The organism is Pseudomonas medicaginis (assembly GCF_965119365.1).
Taxonomy (GTDB): Bacteria; Pseudomonadota; Gammaproteobacteria; order Pseudomonadales; family Pseudomonadaceae; genus Aquipseudomonas.
This window is the reverse complement of sequence record NZ_OZ221631.1, coordinates 3,853,115-3,868,272: the sequence shown is the minus strand read 5'-3', so window position 1 is coordinate 3,868,272 and position 15,158 is coordinate 3,853,115. Positions and strand designations below refer to the sequence as shown.

Here is a 15,158-nt window from a genome sequence, read left to right as displayed (position 1 = left end):
GTAGCGCGCCAAAGCGAGTGACCGGTTATTGCGATGCGCCTCGAAGCCGCTGCTGAATCCTCAACAGGAATCCGGCTTCAAAAGCATCTTGGCAATCACCGATAGGAAAGGTCTTGCGGGTTTGCGCCAGCTCCCACCACAGTGGAATCTCGCCGGGCGTATCAAGCCAAGCCTGAGCGCATTGCACGCCACGTTCGATCATTGGGGCAAATTCGTTGCCCCAGGGTGTCAGAAGACTTGGGCAACCATCCGCCGCAGGAATTGAAATGTAGTTTTCGTCCATACACACCCTAGATGTCTGATTTTATTGTTAGACGCTGGACCCAGCCTGGAAATCATAACGAAACCAAATGAACGCTCGATAACAGACATCAGCATCAAATGGCCTAGATCAATACCAATGTAGACTATATCCCGTGGATTGAGAGTCCCTCAAGGCGCAATTTGCGCGCATGACTCAAGACTACGAACAGCTGCGTTTGCAACTGGCGGAAAACATCCGCTTGATGCGACGTATAAAGAACCTTACCCAAGAGCAGTTGGCGCTCATGGCCGAGGTCGATCGTACCTACGTCAGTCAAATCGAACGATGCACGGGCAATCCGTCGCTGATGGTCCTGTGCAAGCTCGCCAATATTCTCGAGGTTACGACGGATCAGCTACTTACCGAGCCAGATTCCCTTCGCCGTGCGCTGAGCATCGAATAGCCACCTCGTCACCCTGAGAATCCTTGTAAACCGACAACGCCAGCTTCAGCTTTATCACTGACGGTGTAGGTTCAATCATTGAACGTGTCCAGGCCATTAGCCCAAAGAGCCTGGATCATGCCTGTCGTATGCCCGTCAATTGCGCCCCAGAAGCTACGACCTTTGGCGCTGAGTATCCTGCTGGCGTGCGGGCCAGGCATGGCGCTGGATACCGGCAGCATCATGTCCTCAGTGTTGTCGCCAAATTGCCTCGCCTACAGGGTCGTCGGCATTTGTTTCTGGCTCCTCTGCACGCCCTTCGGCTGCACAGTCAAAACCTCGACCAAGGTGCGTCATTTCATTCCTGAGCTGGTGGTCTCGAGCTACGCCACCACCGGCAATAACCCCTGGACCGAGATGGCCACCCTCTCCTCTCCCATCAGCGGTGCGGAAGGTGGCGGCAACCTGATCACCCCGAACACCCACCGCGACAACCTGCCCCGCTTCAAGAACGTCGATGGCATCGGCCACCCCGGTGGCTGGATCGCAACACAACTGGCTTCGCAATCCGGCTATGCCTGCGTCAGCGGTGCAACTGCATTCATGCCTTACTACCTGAGTACCCTGGACCCACTGGCCTGGCGCCATGGAATCCCGGAAAGTTTCTACCCCGAGTCGCTCATGCCGGGGATCCGTGAAATCGGTCATCAGGCCTCGGGAAACATGTGGGGCAACGTCTATCCCCGGCAGGGCTTTCTAGTACAGCCCGACGACTTCAAGGCGGCCGCAGTCATGGCGCAACGGGCCGGCGATGTGATTACCCGCAACGGACAGCCGCATGTGTATGTACCACTCACGCCCGCCAAACACGACGGCTACTGGCCGCCTGGTCCTATCGTTGAAAACGACGCTTCGACCCACAAATGGCAATTGCTCTACCCCCAGGTTCAGTCCACCTGCGCTATATTCCCCAGCGATCCCGTACAGAGCGCGGATGGTGGCTACGCCTGGTCGTTGTGGCGCCCCTATAGCTGTTGCAAACGTGAAGGACAGACCTTTCTGTTCAGCATCGACTTCGAAGGCGGTGCATCATGAGTCGGCTTCTCGCGCGACCATGGTTGGGCGTGATGAATCTGTTGCTCTACGGACTGCTCACCATTGCCACGCATGCTCACGCCGCCGAAGGCGATTACCGCCTGGGCACTCAAGGCGAAGTGCTCGACGACCGAGTGATGTACACCATCGGTGGCGGCTCGGCAGTGGGCTCACCGAGCTCGCTCTACCGACCCAGTGGTCTCGGTGTCGGTGGGTCCTGGCGAGCGAACATGATGTGCGGAAACATGAGCCTCACCAACACCCTGCAAAACCAACTGAACGGCGCCACCGAAGGCTTCCAGCAGATCATGGGCAGCGTCGTGCAGAACGCGACCCAGGCGGTGATGTCGCTGCCGGCGTTGATCATCCAGCGCGCTAACCCTGGTCTCTATGAGCTACTGAGTAACGGGGTGATGCAGGGCCGCATCGACTTCGATCGTTCCAAGCTGACCTGTCAGGCCATGGCCGAGAAGATGGCGGACAAGGTCGGTCAAGCCGGCTGGGGTGCGCTGGCCAAGAACCAGGAAATGCAAGGCAATCTGGAGCAAACCGGCGGTGATGCGGTGGCCGCGGTGAAAAACACCGAGACCCATAACGGCAACAATGGGGTGTCCTGGGTCGGCGGTTCGAAGGCGGGGGGGAACGGGCAGACGCCCATTCGGGTGACTTCCGACGTGGTGCGCGCGGGCTACAACCTGCTGCACAACCGTACGGTGGATGACAGCACTTCGATCAGTAGTAGCGACTGTTTGGGTGGGGCCATTTGCCAGACCTGGGCTTCGCCCCAAGAGGAATCCGAATGGGCCGTTCGCGTGTTGGGCGAGAGCGAAGTCGCGACCTGCGACAGCTGCGAAACCCTGCGTACTACCGCTGGCAGTGGTTTAACGCCGCTGATCCAGGAGGCCTACAGCGAGCGCCTCAAGGCCTTGCAAGAGCTGCTGTCTGGCTCACTGCCGCCTACCCCTGACAACCTGGTGAAAGCCTCCAGCCCGATGCTGCCGGTGACCCGTGGTGTGATCGAAGCGCTGCGCGACGATCCCGACCAGGATCTACTGGCGCGGCGCCTGGCCAGTGAGACAGCCCTGTCCAGCGTGCTCGACAAAGCGCTCCTGCTGATGCGCACGCTGCTGGCGGGCAGCCACGAACCCAACATCGCTTCCGCCGAACCGGCCCAAACCGCCTTGACGAAAAACATCGACGCTCTGGAGCGCGAAATTCGCCTGCTGCAGACCGAACTGCAGGTCCGGCAGATGCTGGCCACCAACACCGCCAGCTTGGTGCTCGATCGGCATGCCGGGGGTGCCGACGCATCGCGCACCGTCGAACAAGGTGATCCCGAGCCCGGCCGACTCAATGACGCCGACGCCAGGCGCAAGTAAGCCATGAAACACTCGCCGCTATTCACTTTGCTTTCGAGTCTGGGGATTGCCGCGGTGATGATCCTGACCGCCGCATTGGTCGCATGGATCAGCAGCACTCTGTTGGGTAGCCTCGAGGCCTGGCAACAGGCATTCGAATCCGCACGACCTTATCTGCGGTGGTGGCGCGCCCTGCTCTACGGCGCCCTCTTTGCGCTCTGGTGGGATCTGCTTCGGCGCTACCGACATCGACCACAGGATCGACTGCGTGTGAAGCACATCGGGACATTAGGGCTCGTGCTCTTGACCGTCGTCGAGTTCACCCGACTGTGAGGTCACCACCATGCTCATGAGCACCAACAGCTACCTGGAGTTTTACCTCTCCCTGCTGGCCTGGATCATCAACAACGGCCTCTGGAGCGTCCTGTCCGACACCGGACTGTTCGCCGCGCCCTTTGGCGCAATCATTTTGCAAGAATGGTTGTCGGCTCGTCAGCAAGGCGCGGATGAAGGCAACAAGGGACTGCTCTCGGTGCCGCGGATCGAGAACCGGCTGTGGCTGGCCTACATCGTCGTGTTGTTCGGCTGCGCGCCGGTCTTTCCGTTGAGCCTCACGTCAATGGCGTTCGATGATGCGGCAAGCCAGCGCTGTGGTATCAGTGTGGCTAAGCCAACAGAAGCCGCTTGGGGGACGACTTTCAATACCATTGGCGAACGCTCCGCCAATGTGCCGATCTGGTGGTTTCTGGTGCATGCCTTGAGCAAAGGCGTGACCGCGGCGGCCACCGCTTCCATCCCCTGTGCACCGGATATCCGGCAGATGCGCATGGAGATCGACAGCTCGCGCATCGACAGTCAGGTACTGCTGCAGGAAGTCGCCGACTTCACCCGCGACTGCTATGGCTATTCCCGTTCTCGGTTGTTCACCAACCGTCCGCAGTTGGACAAGGCGCAAAGTCACGACGCGTCCTGGATCGGCTCAAGCTATTTTCTCGACACGCCCGGCTACTACGACACCGATCGCTCACGTACACCGCGAGTCAGTTGGCCGTATGACGAAAGCCGCGATGTCTCCTTGCCTCGGTTAGAGAATGGCGCGGGCTACCCCACTTGCAAACAATGGTGGAGTGACAGTGGTGTCGGCTTGCGCGAGCGTTTGATCGAGCAGGTCGATCCTTCACTGCTGACTAAACTGAAAGGCTGGTTGACTGGTCGTTCGAGCAACGAGATCGAGGATGCCACCCTGCGTGAGCTGGTCAGCCCGCGCCAGCAATCGATGTCCATGTCGCCCGGACAGGTGTACCAAGACTATGGCTCCAGTGCCCGAGGCGGTTCGATCAATCAGGGGCTCAATAACCTGGCCACCAACACCGGGCTGGCCCTCGGCTCCTTCAGCAACTTCCCGGCGATGAATGCGTTACGCGCCGCCCTACCGATGGTGCAGGCTTTCCTGATCATGGGCGTCATCATCAGCTTGCCGCTGATTCTGTTGGTCAGTACCTACCAGTTGAAGACCGTCATGACGGTGACGTTCGCGCTGTTCACTTTGCACATGCTGAGTTTCTGGTGGGAGTTAGCGCGCTGGGTCGACTCCAGTATGCTCGACACCTTGTACAACCAAGTTTCGGCCTCCAATCAAGTGCTGTTATCGCTGCCCACATCCGGTTTTATGGATGGGACGGTCACGGCGCAGGTAATTGAGTATGTGATGGGGGCGATGTTCATCGTGCTGCCAATGGTCTTTCTAGCCGCAATGAGTTGGGCCGGATATAGCGTAGGTTCCATAGCAGAAGGCATGTTAGGAAAAGGGACACTCAGTGCACAAAATGCGGGGTCGAAAGGTACTGATGCTCTGATCTCTGCAGGTACTTCAATCAGAAAAAGCTAACGACAACCCACTAATGCTCGTCCAGGTCAGGCTGTCCCGGTGCACGATTGAGTTCGTACTCGCCATAAGGATCGCCGAATGCCTGAGCCCCGTAAAAGTCCTTTGAGGCGTTGGGTGGGCGATGGACGATTACCCAATACAAACCCATTAGAGTCATCAACGACAGGAACAGCCAAAAACTTACAAAAAGCAACGCTCCCACCATAATGAACTTGGCGATCAGAAAGCTCCCGCGAACGAGTAATTTACCCGCAGGCATACCTGCCGTCACCGCACGCTCAGCCAGGTGGGACTCAAACGCTTTCAATTTGCGATAACCACGCTTTACCGACATGCCACAGGCGTACGCCCAGCGGTGGGCACGTGAATTCTGAACAGGGTTCTGAGTCGGCATGTTCTCGCCCTCTTCTGAGCGTTTTCATGATTGAGACAGGAGTAACAGCCTACTACTGAAAACTGTCCGTGCTTGACCGTCTATCAGCTTGCCCAGCCAAAAAATCTTCACTGGAAGATAGAAGACGAACATCAAGACACAGCTTTTCTTCGGAGGTTGACCCGTATAAATCGCTACGCTAAATACAAGGTACGGATCGCTGTTATCGACAGCACCTTCCCAGGCAGCCAGAACCTTCAAGGCTACGTCACTTCGGTGATGGTTCTTCCCCAAGTGCGATTAGCGTTCGGTAGCTCACACGGTCACCGTTTCTACGGTGATGAACGCCTACTGCTCTTCTGAGCGTCTTCCGAGCTCCGCTCGCCAGGCAACCTTTCTTGTTTTTCTTCAACCCACCGCGGGGAAATTATCTCCCGCACGGGACAGGTTTCTTCGCGTTTTCAACGGAGGCACACCATGTCCGACTCACTTACGCCGGAAGCACTGAACACCCTAGAGTTGCCCATTGTGTTCACGCCTGGCGCGTGGCAACGCGCAGTACTGCTCGAGCCCTCAGGTCATCCTGAGAAGCTGCAGGTCGATCGCCTGAGCAACGTATTGCGCGCAGCTTTCGAGGCTCACCTGGTCTATCCACACGAGCCCTATGTGCTGTTCGAGGTAGCCCACATCGCGTCAACGGGTCATCCACGCCAAAACCCGTTGCTGCAACTGAGCCTAAGCCTGCTCCTAGAGCCAGGCCAGCCCAACGCCTTGCTGATAGCGCTTGCAGGAGAACATCAACGCTAAACGCATACGGTCGTACTCGGCACCCCGATCCACACTCAGACGGCATGCAAGCCTTGCATCAATCCAACCATCACCCACCGGGGAACCCTCCCCGACGGGCAAGGCGTTCCTCCGTTTTCTCTTGAGGAAAATGCCATGCGCGATATCTACCAAGACGTGACTGACAAGATCGTTACCGCTTTGGATCAAGGCGTTGCCCCCTGGATCAAACCCTGGTCCTCAAGTGGCTCAGCTTACATCGGTCATCAACCCTACCCCATCAACGCAATCACGCATCGTCCCTATTCGGGGATCAATTTACCGTTGCTCTGGGCCGAGGCCAGGTTGCAGGGGTTCACTCAAGATCGTTGGCTGACCTTCAACCAAGCCAAAAAAGCCGGTGGGCACATCCGTAAGGGTGAGCAAAGTGCCCTAGCAGTGCTCTACAAGCCGATGGAGCGCGAGGAACAGACGGAGTCAGGCCAACCCGTACTCGATGAAAACGGTCAGCCCAAGGTCGCTCACTTCGGTATTCTCAGGACGCATTTTCTGTTCAACATCGAGCAAACGGAGGGGCTCGAAATGCTCAATGAAACCCTGCTCGAGACGGAACAGAGTGATCCCTTCCAGCCCAACAGCGTTGCGGAAAACCTGCTGTTAAGTTCGGGTGCACACATCGTTCATCGATCTGCAGATAAAGCCTTTTACCATCCGATCAGGGATCTCATCCAACTGCCGACAAAAGCGCAATTTCACGATGAAGGTGGGTACTACGCCACCGCACTGCACGAGCTGACGCACTGGACCGGGCATCACGCTCGGTTGCAGCGCGAAGGCGTGACGTCATCCTGTCCGTTCGGCTCGCTAGGCTACGCGTTTGAGGAGTTGATCGCCGAAATGGGCGCTGCTTTTTTGTGCGCCTACTCCGGTATACAGGGAGAGTTGCGGCACGAGGGATACATCGACTCCTGGCTCAGCCTGCTCAAGGCTGACAAGCGCGCGATCTTTCGCGCCAGTGGTCACGCCCGAAGCGCCTCGGAGTATGTACTCAACTTGGAGCAGCAACCAAAGCAAGCGGTCTTGGATGATTCACTATGCATGAACGATGGAGCTTAATCGTTACCTCTTCGCTGCAAACGCTTCACAGGGTCCAACACGAGTTGGACCCTTTTTTCTACGCCCAGAAAAATCCCCATGCCGCAGGGCTCTGACGCAAAGAATCAGAGAGGGGCACACACCCGTAGCATGTCATTCCGCATCCAGGTTCTGCGCCAGAAAATCCACCAGCTCGAGCGGACTTCGACTATCGATTACCTTGTAGATCAGATCACGCTTACTGCGCGGCAACTTCTTCACCACGCTCTTCGCCGAGGCGCGGACGGCTTCGTCGGTCCCATGGATACGTGCCGCGAGCAGCAGCACGAGCGTGGCGTCAGTGAGGTTCATGGCAAGACCCAAAAAATATGCACCGCAGTGTACCGAAACTTTTCTTTTTCGTACCAGCCCCCAACAAAACGATGCCTAGCAGTATCCATATTCCGATTGCGGCACAAAGGGACACAAGCCAAAAGGTCGGGTAAGGGTTGGAAGGGAATGGGGATTCAAGGGTAAGAGCCCTATCCGAAAAGGCTAAAAGGCCACTGACCCAGCCACTTCCCGGAGGTCACGATGCTCAACCTGTTTCGCCGCAAAAGGCAGAAGCCCCCTCCGCCACCGACCGTCAACGTCGCCGAAGGTTACCTGCCCATCGAGTCGGCTCACAGCTTGTTAGCCGCAGAGCACCGCCGCCAGTTGCTCGATCGCATCTGGCAGTACACCGCCCTCTCCCACGCGCAGTTCATCCAACTCTATTTAAATCCGATCCATCGCTACGCCGAACAGGTCCAGCAACTCCCAGCCAGCGAGACGCACCACCATGCTTATCTCGGCGGCATGCTCGACCATGGACTGGAACTGGTCGCCTGCAGTTTGAAACTACGTCAGTCGTATCTGCTTCCCACCGGCGCTGCGCCGGAAGACCAGGCCGCCCAGACTGACGCCTGGTCCGCCGGCATCACCTATGGCGCGCTGCTGCATGACATTGGCAAGATCGCCGTGGACCTGCAGGTCGAGCGTCAGGATGGCCGTCTTTGGCATCCTTGGCACGGCCCCCTGGATCAGCCCTACCGTTTTCGCTATGTCAAAGGTCGCGACTATCACCTGCACGGCGCCGCTGCAGGTTTGCTCTACACCCAGATTCTCGACCGTCCGATCCTCGATTGGCTCAGTGGATTTCCGTCGCTATGGGCCAGCCTACTGTATGTCCTGGCCGGTCAGTACGAACGTGCCGGCGTGCTGGGCGAATTGGTGATTCAAGCAGACCGAGTCTCTACCGCACAGAACATCGGTGGCAACCCGAAGAAGGCACTGCAGGCACCAATGCATTCGCTGCAACATCACTTGATCAGCGGACTGCGTCATCTGGTTCAACACGAGTTGAAACTCAACCAGCCAGGTGCCGCGGGTTGGTTGACTCAAGATGCTCTGTGGCTCGTCAGCAAGACCGTCACCGACAAGCTGCGAGCCTATCTACTGTCGCAATCAATTGAGGGCATTCCCTCCTCCAACATCGCGGTGTTCGACGAACTCCAGTCGCATGGGTTGGTCGAGTCCACCCCGGCAGGCAAAGCCATCTGGACCGCTCTTGTCGCACAGGGGAACTGGCAGCAAACCTTTACTTTTCTGCGCATTCAACCGGCTTTAATTTGGGGGAGCGAAGACCGCCCCGAGGCTTTCAGCGGAACGGTGAGCGCTGCGTTCGATGACAATCAGTCCAACGCTCCGGTATCACCACCAGCCCCCAAGGCTGTCAATACAAAGTCAACTCAAAACCCATCGCAGCCAGATCCCATGACGAAGGAGGATGCCGACTATCTCGGTAAACTGCTGGATATGTTCGAGTTGGAAGAGCCTGAGGCCATTGATGCACCGTCAGAAAGCCGTCCTGAAACCGCCCCCCTCCCTTCGGATAACCCTGGCCAGGCATTTGTAAATTGGGTCAAGGAAGGCATCCGGAGCCACAAGCTGATCATCAATGAAAGCAAGGCTAAAATCCACACGGTAGGCGGTACTGTGTTTCTGGTAACACCTGGTCTCTTCCAACGTTATGTCCAAGAGTTTCCAGGCGTCGCCAATGATGCCGATCAAGAGATTGAGGAATGGCGTTGGGTGCAGAAGCAATTCGAAAGAATGAAGGTACACAGGAAGCGTGACGACGGTCTGAATATCTGGGCGTGCCAGGTCGAAGGTCCTCGGAACAAAGCAAGACTCAAAGGCTATTTACTAGAAGAACCAGCGCTATTGTTCGAAACTGTTTCTGTGCCCTCCGACAATCCTTTTCTTAAAATCGAAAATACTAAAATCCCATAACATCACACTACGGTGATTGAGTGGACAGCCCGTCGACGGGAAGCCCGCTTCAATTACTGGTGGGCACCTACGTGGATGCCGGCGCTGTTCATCTGGCGGTTTTAGATGGAGGACACTACGCCTTCCCCATCAACTGTGGAGGATGCAGCTGATATGAGGTCGTAGTGAAGGTAGCATGCGAATGGGGTGGTCGTGGAACTGCCGTATTCGACGGATGATGTGCGGTTACTGACGCGGTATGGGGTGGAGGCCGTTGAACAGGTTTTTTGGGTGGGGTTTAACTACAGCAAGGCGGAGGTGCTGTTGCTGGGTCTTTGCCAGCCTGGGGAATATACGCATGATCTGTTTGCGGTGTCGCAGCCTGCGGAGGCGACGCGGGTGATGTCGGTGCTGGATCAGATTAATTGGCGCTGGGGGAAAGGCAGTAACCGTCCGGTCAGCACCCACTCCTGACCGTTCTCCAAATTAGCCAAGATAGTGGACACCATTTTTAGTGGACACTATCTTGGATACAGCTCCCGCTCGTCGCCCCGGTCGCCGCCCGAACTTCCCAACCGTATTCAAACGCAAGGTCGTTGAAGCCTCATACCAACCCGGCACCTCAGTGTCGATGATCGCTCGCGAGCACGACGTCAATGCCAACATGGTTTTCCGCTGGCGGCAGCAATACCAGGACGGCGCATTCGGCCCGGTCAGCCAGAGCGCAACGTTCTTGCCAGTCGAGGTGATCGAAGCACCCATCGATTTGCCGTCAGCAGCTTCACCACAGCAGGCGTGCCATTCCGAAATTCTGCTCGAGATGGGAAAAGCCAAGCTACGCATCACCGGCACACCTGACCCGCAGACCTTGCAACTCACCTTGCAGCAGTTGCTGCGATGATTGCACCTCCCGCTGGAACCCGTATCTGGATCGCCGCCGGCGTCACCGACATGCGCCGTGGCTTCGACGGATTGGCAGCATTGGTACAAACACAGCTGGAAGCCAATCCCTTCTCCGGCCAGATCTTTGCCTTTCGCGGACGACGCGGTGATCGGATCAAGTTGCTGTGGTGGGACGGCGACGGTTTGTGCCTGTTCTGCAAACGCCTGGAACAAGGCCGGTTTGTTTGGCCGCAAGCGAACAGCGGCAGCGTGTCGCTGACGGCGGCGCAGTTGTCGATGCTGTTGGAGGGCATTGATTGGCGCAGGCCAATTCGTACAGCACCCGTCCTCGCGGTCTGACTTTACGCGCTGAAAATTCTCAGTAATATTCGGCCATGACTCACGTGACCGACTCCTTGCCCAATGATCTTCAAACCTTAAAGGCGCTGGTCTCTGCCCAGCGGGCAGAGATTGAGCGCCTGAAAATGATGATCGCCAAATTGCGGCGCACGCAGTTCGGTCGTAGTTCCGAGCAACTGGACGCGATGATCGACCAACTCCAGTTGAGCCTTGAAGAGCTGGAGGTCAGCCAGGCCGAAGTGATGCCAATCACTGAGCCAGCACCTCGTACAGTTTCCCGCCGTAAACCATTGCCTGAACATCTCCCCCGCGAAATCCATGTCCATCAGCCCGAGTCGCAATGCTCCGGTTGTGGTGGGACGCTTCGTCAAATAGAAGAAGATGTGTCTGAGGTGCTGGAGTACGTCCCGGCACGTTTCAAGGTGATTCGCCATGTTCGCCCCAAGCTGGTTTGCCGCTGCTGCGAGCACATCGCCCAGGTACCTGCGCCGAGCCGCCCGATAGCCCGGGGCCTGGCAGGCCCTGGGCTACTGGCCCATGTGCTGGTCTCCAAATTCGTTGATCACCTTCCTTTGTATCGGCAGTCCGAGATCTACGCCCGTGAGGGCGTGGATCTGGAGCGCTCGACCCTGGCCGACTGGGTCGGCCAGAGCAGCCAGTTGCTCAGGCCGCTGATCAACGCCCTCAACCGCCATGTCATGAGTGGTCATAAAGTCCACGCCGATGACACGCCGATTGGTGCACTCGCACCGGGCACCGGCAAAACCAAAACGGCGCGCCTGTGGACGTATGTGCGCGATGACCGACCCGCTGGCTACACGACGCCGGCGGCGGTATGGTTTGCTTACTCGCCGGATCGCAAGGGGCAACATCCCCGTGCTCATCTCAAAAACTTCAGCGGGATCTTGCAGGCCGACGGCTACGCCGGTTTTGCTCAGTTGTATAGCTCGGGTAGTGTTCAAGAAGCTGCCTGCTGGGCTCACGCCCGGCGTAAGTTTTACGACGTTTATAAAGACCAGTCCTCACCACTTGCCGCCGAAGTGCTGCAACGAATCGCGGCCTTATATGTCATCGAAAGCGAGATTCGAGGCCAACCCCCCGACCTGCGAAAAGCCGTTCGGCAAAGCCGGGCAAGCCCGCTGCTGGAACAGCTGCACGCGTGGCTTAACCAGACGCTGACTCAACTGTCGAAAAAGTCGGCATTGGGCGGTGCGATTCTCTATGCCCTGAATCGATGGCAGGCCTTGGTGCGCTACTGCGATGACGGACGGATCGAAATCGACAACAACGCTGCCGAACGCGCGCTGCGCGCCGTCGCATTGGGTCGCAAAAATTATCTGTTCGTGGGTTCCGATGCCGGTGGAGAGCGAGCCGCTGCAATTTATAGCCTAGTAGGCTCGGCCAAACTCAACGACCTGAACCCGCAAGCCTATTTGACCCATGTGCTGGAGCGGATCGCCGACCACCCAATCAATCGGGTGGAGGAACTGCTGCCCTGGAACGTTTCTCTTAATTCTCTCGAACACTGCGAGGCTGCTTGATCCATGCCAAAAACATCTCATCTGTCCGTGGTTGAAACCGACCGTGTGCTGATACTGCACATGGAATTTAAATGGATAAAACCTTCGATCTGGCGTCGGGTGGCGGTGCCTGAAAACATCACCTTGAGCAAGTTGCATCGCGTGATCCAGGCCGTTTTTGGCTGGAGCGATACGCACCTGCACGAGTTTGAAATTGATGGTGAAAGCTATGGTGTGCCGGACGCGGAATGGGGCCCGCCAGTGATTTCTGAGCAGCGCAAAAAGCTGATCAGCGTGTTGTACGGGAAGAAGACGTTTCGCTATGTCTATGACTTCGGCGACAACTGGGAACTGCGAATTAAAGTCGAGAAAACGTTGCCCGCGATTATTTTTCCGCAAGTGCCGTGTTGCATCGATGGAGCCAATGCTCGCCCGCCGGAGGACATCGGTGGCGCGCCAGGGTATGAAGGTTTTCTGGCAGCGTTAGTGGATCCGAATCACCCTGAGCATGAGGCAATGTTGGAGTGGCATGGGGATGATGGATTCGATCCGACGGCGTTTGACTGCGAGTGGGTCAATCAATGGATGAAGCAAGCGAAGGTCTGATCAACAAGAGGGTGTTGGGCAGACGCTTACCCTTGTCTGGATGATCGAGCCGCAGATAGCTACGGGCCATTGGAGGACTGAAAATTTCAGCTAGTGTTGAATGTAGCGAATTTTCCCCTGATAGTCCGGAGACCCTATGAGTCGGCAAGAAGAGTTTTTAGCTAAAGCTTTGGAAATACATCATGAGTATCAAAGGGCGACAGCGGTCATCAATGACATGATGAAAAAAAATATGGCTGTAGGCCCTGATTGGGATGCTGCTGTTGCGAGACAGATTGCAGCTCTGGATGAGTGGATGGAGCTGCCCGGTGGATACGGCGACCTTAAGGGTGATGACTAACCTCAATTAGGTTCTCGCGTATTCTGTTAACGATCGAGTTCTCTACAGCGCAATCGAGAAGCAACTGAGCCATAAACTAGGGCGCGTTCCTTACCAACGCCCTCTGCCAGCCGCTGTTTTGAGTGGCCCAAAGCAGGTCGCTTACAAAGCAGTATCGTATGCGTCCGGGCATCACGCCTTGCGTGATTAGACCGGCTGCCAATTATGCGGCAGCAACTGATCGATCTCACTCGCCCGCTGCGTCGGCAGGCGCGTGAGAACATCCTTCAGATACGCGTACGGATCATGCCCATTGATTCGTGCCGACTGGATCAAACTCATGATCGCCGCCGCTCGTTTGCCGCTGCGTAGCGATCCTGCGAAGAGCCAGTTCTTGCGTCCCAGCGCCCACGGCCGGATCTGGTTCTCCGCCCAATTATTATCAATAGGTACGGCCCCGTCATCGAGGTAGCGCGACAGCGCTGCCCAGCGTTTCAAGCTGTAATCCAGTGCTCTGCAAATAGCCGAACCTTCAGGCACGAGGTCGCGCTGGGCGATCATCCAGGTATGCAGTCTATCCATCACCGGGACGGCTTTTTCTTGCCGTATTCGGCGGCGTAAATCCGGCTCCAGATCGCGGACTTCGCTCTCGATTTCGTACAGCAACTGGATGTAGCGCAGGGCCTGCTCGGCGAGCAGGCTCTTGTTGGTGGCGTGCAATTCGAAGAACTTGCGCCGGGCATGGGCCATGCAGCCGATCTCGGTCACACCGAGTTCGAAACTGGCCTTGTAGCCGCCAAAGTCATCACACACCAGTTTGCCCTTCCAGTCTTGCAGGAAGTTGCGAGCATGTTCTCCGGCGCGGCTGGGGCTGAAGTCATAAACCACCGCTGCCACGTCCGAAAACTGGCTGGTGGCGTAGGCCCAAACATAAGAACGGTGGGTTTTCTTCGAGCCTGGCGCAAGCATCTGCACCGGTGTTTCATCGGCGTGGACGACCTGCTGCCCAAGCACCACATCGCGTAGCGCGTCGACCAAGGGCTGCAACTGCACGCCGGTAACACCCACCCATTGAGCCAAAGTGGAGCGTGGAATCGCCAGGCCGGCCCGACCAAAAATCGATTCCTGACGGTAAAGCGGCAGGTGGTCGGCAAACTTGGCGATCATGACGTGGGCCAGCAGCCCGGCGGTCGGGATGCCCTTGTCGATGACCTGCGCCGGAACCGGTGCCTGGATCAGTGTTTCGCAGTCATCGCAGACCCACTTGCCACGCACATGGCGCTCGACGGTGAACACGCCGGGCGTGTAATCGAGCTTCTCGCTGACGTCTTCACCGATGCGCTTGAGTGCGCAGCCGCATGGGCAGTGGGTGTTGTCCGGTTCGTGATGGATCAGCGTGCGTGGAAACTCTACCGGCAAGGCCGTGCGCTTGGGCTTTTGCTTTTTCTCGGTCGCCGCTGGCGCGGTTTGCAAGGCTTGAAGCTCGGCCTCAATCGCCGCGATATCGGTATCGATCAAGTCATCGAGCAAGCTGGCCTGCTCAGGATTCATCTGCTCGCTGCGCTTGGCAAACTTCAAGCGCTTGAGCTGGGCGATTTCGTGGCTCAGCTTCTCGATCACCGTTTGACCATGATGAATCTTCTTGCCCATGGTCTCGACCGTCTTGCCCATGGTTTCGACTTGCTGGTCGAGTGTCTCGACACGCTGTATCAACTGCGCCGCCAAAGCGCGCAGTTGTTCAGGGGTAAGGTGATCGAGATTGGGGAGCGAAGTCATGGCGCCGATTTTGCCAGACCAGACAATTCGCGGCGATAGCCCGATAGGCTAATGGCCGCCGCTAAAGCAGTGTGATCGCGCCGCCGGAGCCCGCGCGTTGCCATGGCAGGCCCAGCACCAAC

Annotated in this window: 17 protein-coding genes and 1 pseudogene; 14 read left to right on the top strand and 4 right to left on the bottom strand. The window is 57.2% G+C overall.

Annotated elements, in window-relative coordinates; genetic code table 11:
• Window positions 1–25 precede the first annotated feature (25 nt).
• Window positions 26–283 carry a LasR-specific antiactivator QslA gene (locus tag ACMTA2_RS16965; protein WP_413790905.1) on the bottom strand — a complete coding sequence of 86 codons (258 nt, stop codon included), beginning with the start codon at window positions 281–283 and terminating at the stop codon, window positions 26–28.
• 169 nt (window positions 284–452) lie between these two features.
• On the opposite strand from ACMTA2_RS16965, the gene ACMTA2_RS16960 reads away from it, so the two are divergent.
• The 5 genes from ACMTA2_RS16960 (at window position 453) to ACMTA2_RS16940 (ending at window position 5,027) form a co-directional block, all read left to right on the top strand.
• Window positions 453–707 (top strand): helix-turn-helix domain-containing protein, encoded by a 255-nt coding sequence (locus ACMTA2_RS16960; protein WP_177115045.1) that lies wholly within the window; start codon window positions 453–455, stop codon window positions 705–707.
• A gap of 117 nt (window positions 708–824) precedes the next feature.
• A complete protein-coding gene (locus tag ACMTA2_RS16955; protein ID WP_413790904.1) occupies window positions 825–1,781 on the top strand; it encodes a TIGR03756 family integrating conjugative element protein in 957 nt (318 codons plus the stop codon).
• On the top strand, window positions 1,778–3,160 hold the full coding sequence (locus ACMTA2_RS16950) for an integrating conjugative element protein (protein WP_413790903.1): 1,383 nt from the start codon (window positions 1,778–1,780) through the stop codon (window positions 3,158–3,160). The genes ACMTA2_RS16955 and ACMTA2_RS16950 overlap by 4 nt, the downstream gene beginning before the upstream one ends.
• 3 nt (window positions 3,161–3,163) lie before the next feature.
• Window positions 3,164–3,472, top strand: a complete 309-nt coding sequence (locus ACMTA2_RS16945) for a hypothetical protein (RefSeq protein WP_413790902.1) — start codon at window positions 3,164–3,166, stop codon at window positions 3,470–3,472.
• Between the two features lie 10 nt (window positions 3,473–3,482).
• Window positions 3,483–5,027, top strand: coding sequence for a conjugal transfer protein TraG N-terminal domain-containing protein (locus ACMTA2_RS16940; RefSeq protein WP_413790901.1), 1,545 nt, complete (start codon window positions 3,483–3,485; stop codon window positions 5,025–5,027).
• Between the two features lie 10 nt (window positions 5,028–5,037).
• Here ACMTA2_RS16940 and ACMTA2_RS16935 read toward each other — a convergent pair whose 3' ends face one another.
• Window positions 5,038–5,421 (bottom strand): DUF3742 family protein, encoded by a 384-nt coding sequence (locus tag ACMTA2_RS16935; protein WP_413790900.1) that lies wholly within the window; start codon window positions 5,419–5,421, stop codon window positions 5,038–5,040.
• A 456-nt stretch (window positions 5,422–5,877) separates the two neighbouring features.
• On the opposite strand from ACMTA2_RS16935, the gene ACMTA2_RS16930 reads away from it, so the two are divergent.
• Window positions 5,878–6,207 (top strand): hypothetical protein, encoded by a 330-nt coding sequence (locus ACMTA2_RS16930; protein WP_413790899.1) that lies wholly within the window; start codon window positions 5,878–5,880, stop codon window positions 6,205–6,207.
• A 135-nt stretch (window positions 6,208–6,342) separates the two neighbouring features.
• A complete protein-coding gene (locus ACMTA2_RS16925) occupies window positions 6,343–7,302 on the top strand; it encodes an ArdC family protein (RefSeq protein ID WP_413790898.1) in 960 nt (319 codons plus the stop codon).
• Between the two features lie 132 nt (window positions 7,303–7,434).
• Here ACMTA2_RS16925 and ACMTA2_RS16920 read toward each other — a convergent pair whose 3' ends face one another.
• A complete protein-coding gene (locus ACMTA2_RS16920; protein ID WP_007901093.1) occupies window positions 7,435–7,632 on the bottom strand; it encodes a DUF7740 domain-containing protein in 198 nt (65 codons plus the stop codon).
• A 222-nt stretch (window positions 7,633–7,854) separates the two neighbouring features.
• Here ACMTA2_RS16920 and mobH point away from each other — a divergent pair, with 222 nt between their 5' ends.
• From mobH to ACMTA2_RS16885, 7 genes and pseudogenes are all read left to right on the top strand, one after another.
• Window positions 7,855–9,594: a MobH family relaxase gene (gene mobH / locus ACMTA2_RS16915; RefSeq protein ID WP_413790897.1), complete on the top strand. Its 1,740-nt coding sequence runs from the start codon at window positions 7,855–7,857 to the stop codon at window positions 9,592–9,594.
• Window positions 9,595–9,768: 174 nt separating this feature from the next.
• Window positions 9,769–10,035: pseudogene (locus tag ACMTA2_RS16910) on the top strand (DNA polymerase V subunit UmuC); the annotation flags it as partial.
• A gap of 64 nt (window positions 10,036–10,099) precedes the next feature.
• Window positions 10,100–10,474 carry an IS66-like element accessory protein TnpA gene (gene tnpA, locus ACMTA2_RS16905; protein ID WP_413790896.1) on the top strand — a complete coding sequence of 125 codons (375 nt, stop codon included), beginning with the start codon at window positions 10,100–10,102 and terminating at the stop codon, window positions 10,472–10,474.
• Entirely contained in the window at window positions 10,471–10,815 is a 345-nt protein-coding gene (tnpB, locus tag ACMTA2_RS16900; RefSeq protein WP_233367667.1) for an IS66 family insertion sequence element accessory protein TnpB, read from the top strand. The genes tnpA and tnpB overlap by 4 nt, the downstream gene beginning before the upstream one ends.
• 35 nt (window positions 10,816–10,850) lie before the next feature.
• Window positions 10,851–12,356 carry an IS66 family transposase gene (tnpC, locus tag ACMTA2_RS16895; RefSeq protein ID WP_413790895.1) on the top strand — a complete coding sequence of 502 codons (1,506 nt, stop codon included), beginning with the start codon at window positions 10,851–10,853 and terminating at the stop codon, window positions 12,354–12,356.
• A gap of 3 nt (window positions 12,357–12,359) precedes the next feature.
• Entirely contained in the window at window positions 12,360–12,941 is a 582-nt protein-coding gene (locus ACMTA2_RS16890) for a plasmid pRiA4b ORF-3 family protein (RefSeq protein ID WP_413790894.1), read from the top strand.
• Between the two features lie 136 nt (window positions 12,942–13,077).
• Window positions 13,078–13,281, top strand: coding sequence for a hypothetical protein (locus ACMTA2_RS16885; protein WP_095964904.1), 204 nt, complete (start codon window positions 13,078–13,080; stop codon window positions 13,279–13,281).
• Window positions 13,282–13,467: 186 nt separating this feature from the next.
• Here the strand turns inward: ACMTA2_RS16885 and tnpC (ACMTA2_RS16880) are convergent, their stop codons facing one another.
• On the bottom strand, window positions 13,468–15,036 hold the full coding sequence (gene tnpC, locus ACMTA2_RS16880) for an IS66 family transposase (protein WP_413790893.1): 1,569 nt from the start codon (window positions 15,034–15,036) through the stop codon (window positions 13,468–13,470).
• Window positions 15,037–15,158: the final 122 nt, after the last annotated feature.

Bases quoted from the DNA above. Each gene is read 5' to 3' on its own strand.
- ACMTA2_RS16965 (WP_413790905.1), bottom strand. From the start codon at position 283: ATGGACGAAAACTACATTTCAATTCCTGCGGCGGATGGTTGCCCAAGT.
- ACMTA2_RS16960 (WP_177115045.1), top strand. From the start codon at position 453: ATGACTCAAGACTACGAACAGCTGCGTTTGCAACTGGCGGAAAACATC.
- ACMTA2_RS16955 (WP_413790904.1), top strand. From the start codon at position 825: ATGCCTGTCGTATGCCCGTCAATTGCGCCCCAGAAGCTACGACCTTTG.
- ACMTA2_RS16950 (WP_413790903.1), top strand. From the start codon at position 1,778: ATGAGTCGGCTTCTCGCGCGACCATGGTTGGGCGTGATGAATCTGTTG.
- ACMTA2_RS16945 (WP_413790902.1), top strand. From the start codon at position 3,164: ATGAAACACTCGCCGCTATTCACTTTGCTTTCGAGTCTGGGGATTGCC.
- ACMTA2_RS16940 (WP_413790901.1), top strand. From the start codon at position 3,483: ATGCTCATGAGCACCAACAGCTACCTGGAGTTTTACCTCTCCCTGCTG.
- ACMTA2_RS16935 (WP_413790900.1), bottom strand. From the start codon at position 5,421: ATGCCGACTCAGAACCCTGTTCAGAATTCACGTGCCCACCGCTGGGCG.
- ACMTA2_RS16930 (WP_413790899.1), top strand. From the start codon at position 5,878: ATGTCCGACTCACTTACGCCGGAAGCACTGAACACCCTAGAGTTGCCC.
- ACMTA2_RS16925 (WP_413790898.1), top strand. From the start codon at position 6,343: ATGCGCGATATCTACCAAGACGTGACTGACAAGATCGTTACCGCTTTG.
- ACMTA2_RS16920 (WP_007901093.1), bottom strand. From the start codon at position 7,632: ATGAACCTCACTGACGCCACGCTCGTGCTGCTGCTCGCGGCACGTATC.
- mobH (WP_413790897.1), top strand. From the start codon at position 7,855: ATGCTCAACCTGTTTCGCCGCAAAAGGCAGAAGCCCCCTCCGCCACCG.
- tnpB (WP_233367667.1), top strand. From the start codon at position 10,471: ATGATTGCACCTCCCGCTGGAACCCGTATCTGGATCGCCGCCGGCGTC.
- tnpC (WP_413790895.1), top strand. From the start codon at position 10,851: ATGACTCACGTGACCGACTCCTTGCCCAATGATCTTCAAACCTTAAAG.
- ACMTA2_RS16890 (WP_413790894.1), top strand. From the start codon at position 12,360: ATGCCAAAAACATCTCATCTGTCCGTGGTTGAAACCGACCGTGTGCTG.
- ACMTA2_RS16885 (WP_095964904.1), top strand. From the start codon at position 13,078: ATGAGTCGGCAAGAAGAGTTTTTAGCTAAAGCTTTGGAAATACATCAT.
- tnpC (WP_413790893.1), bottom strand. From the start codon at position 15,036: ATGACTTCGCTCCCCAATCTCGATCACCTTACCCCTGAACAACTGCGC.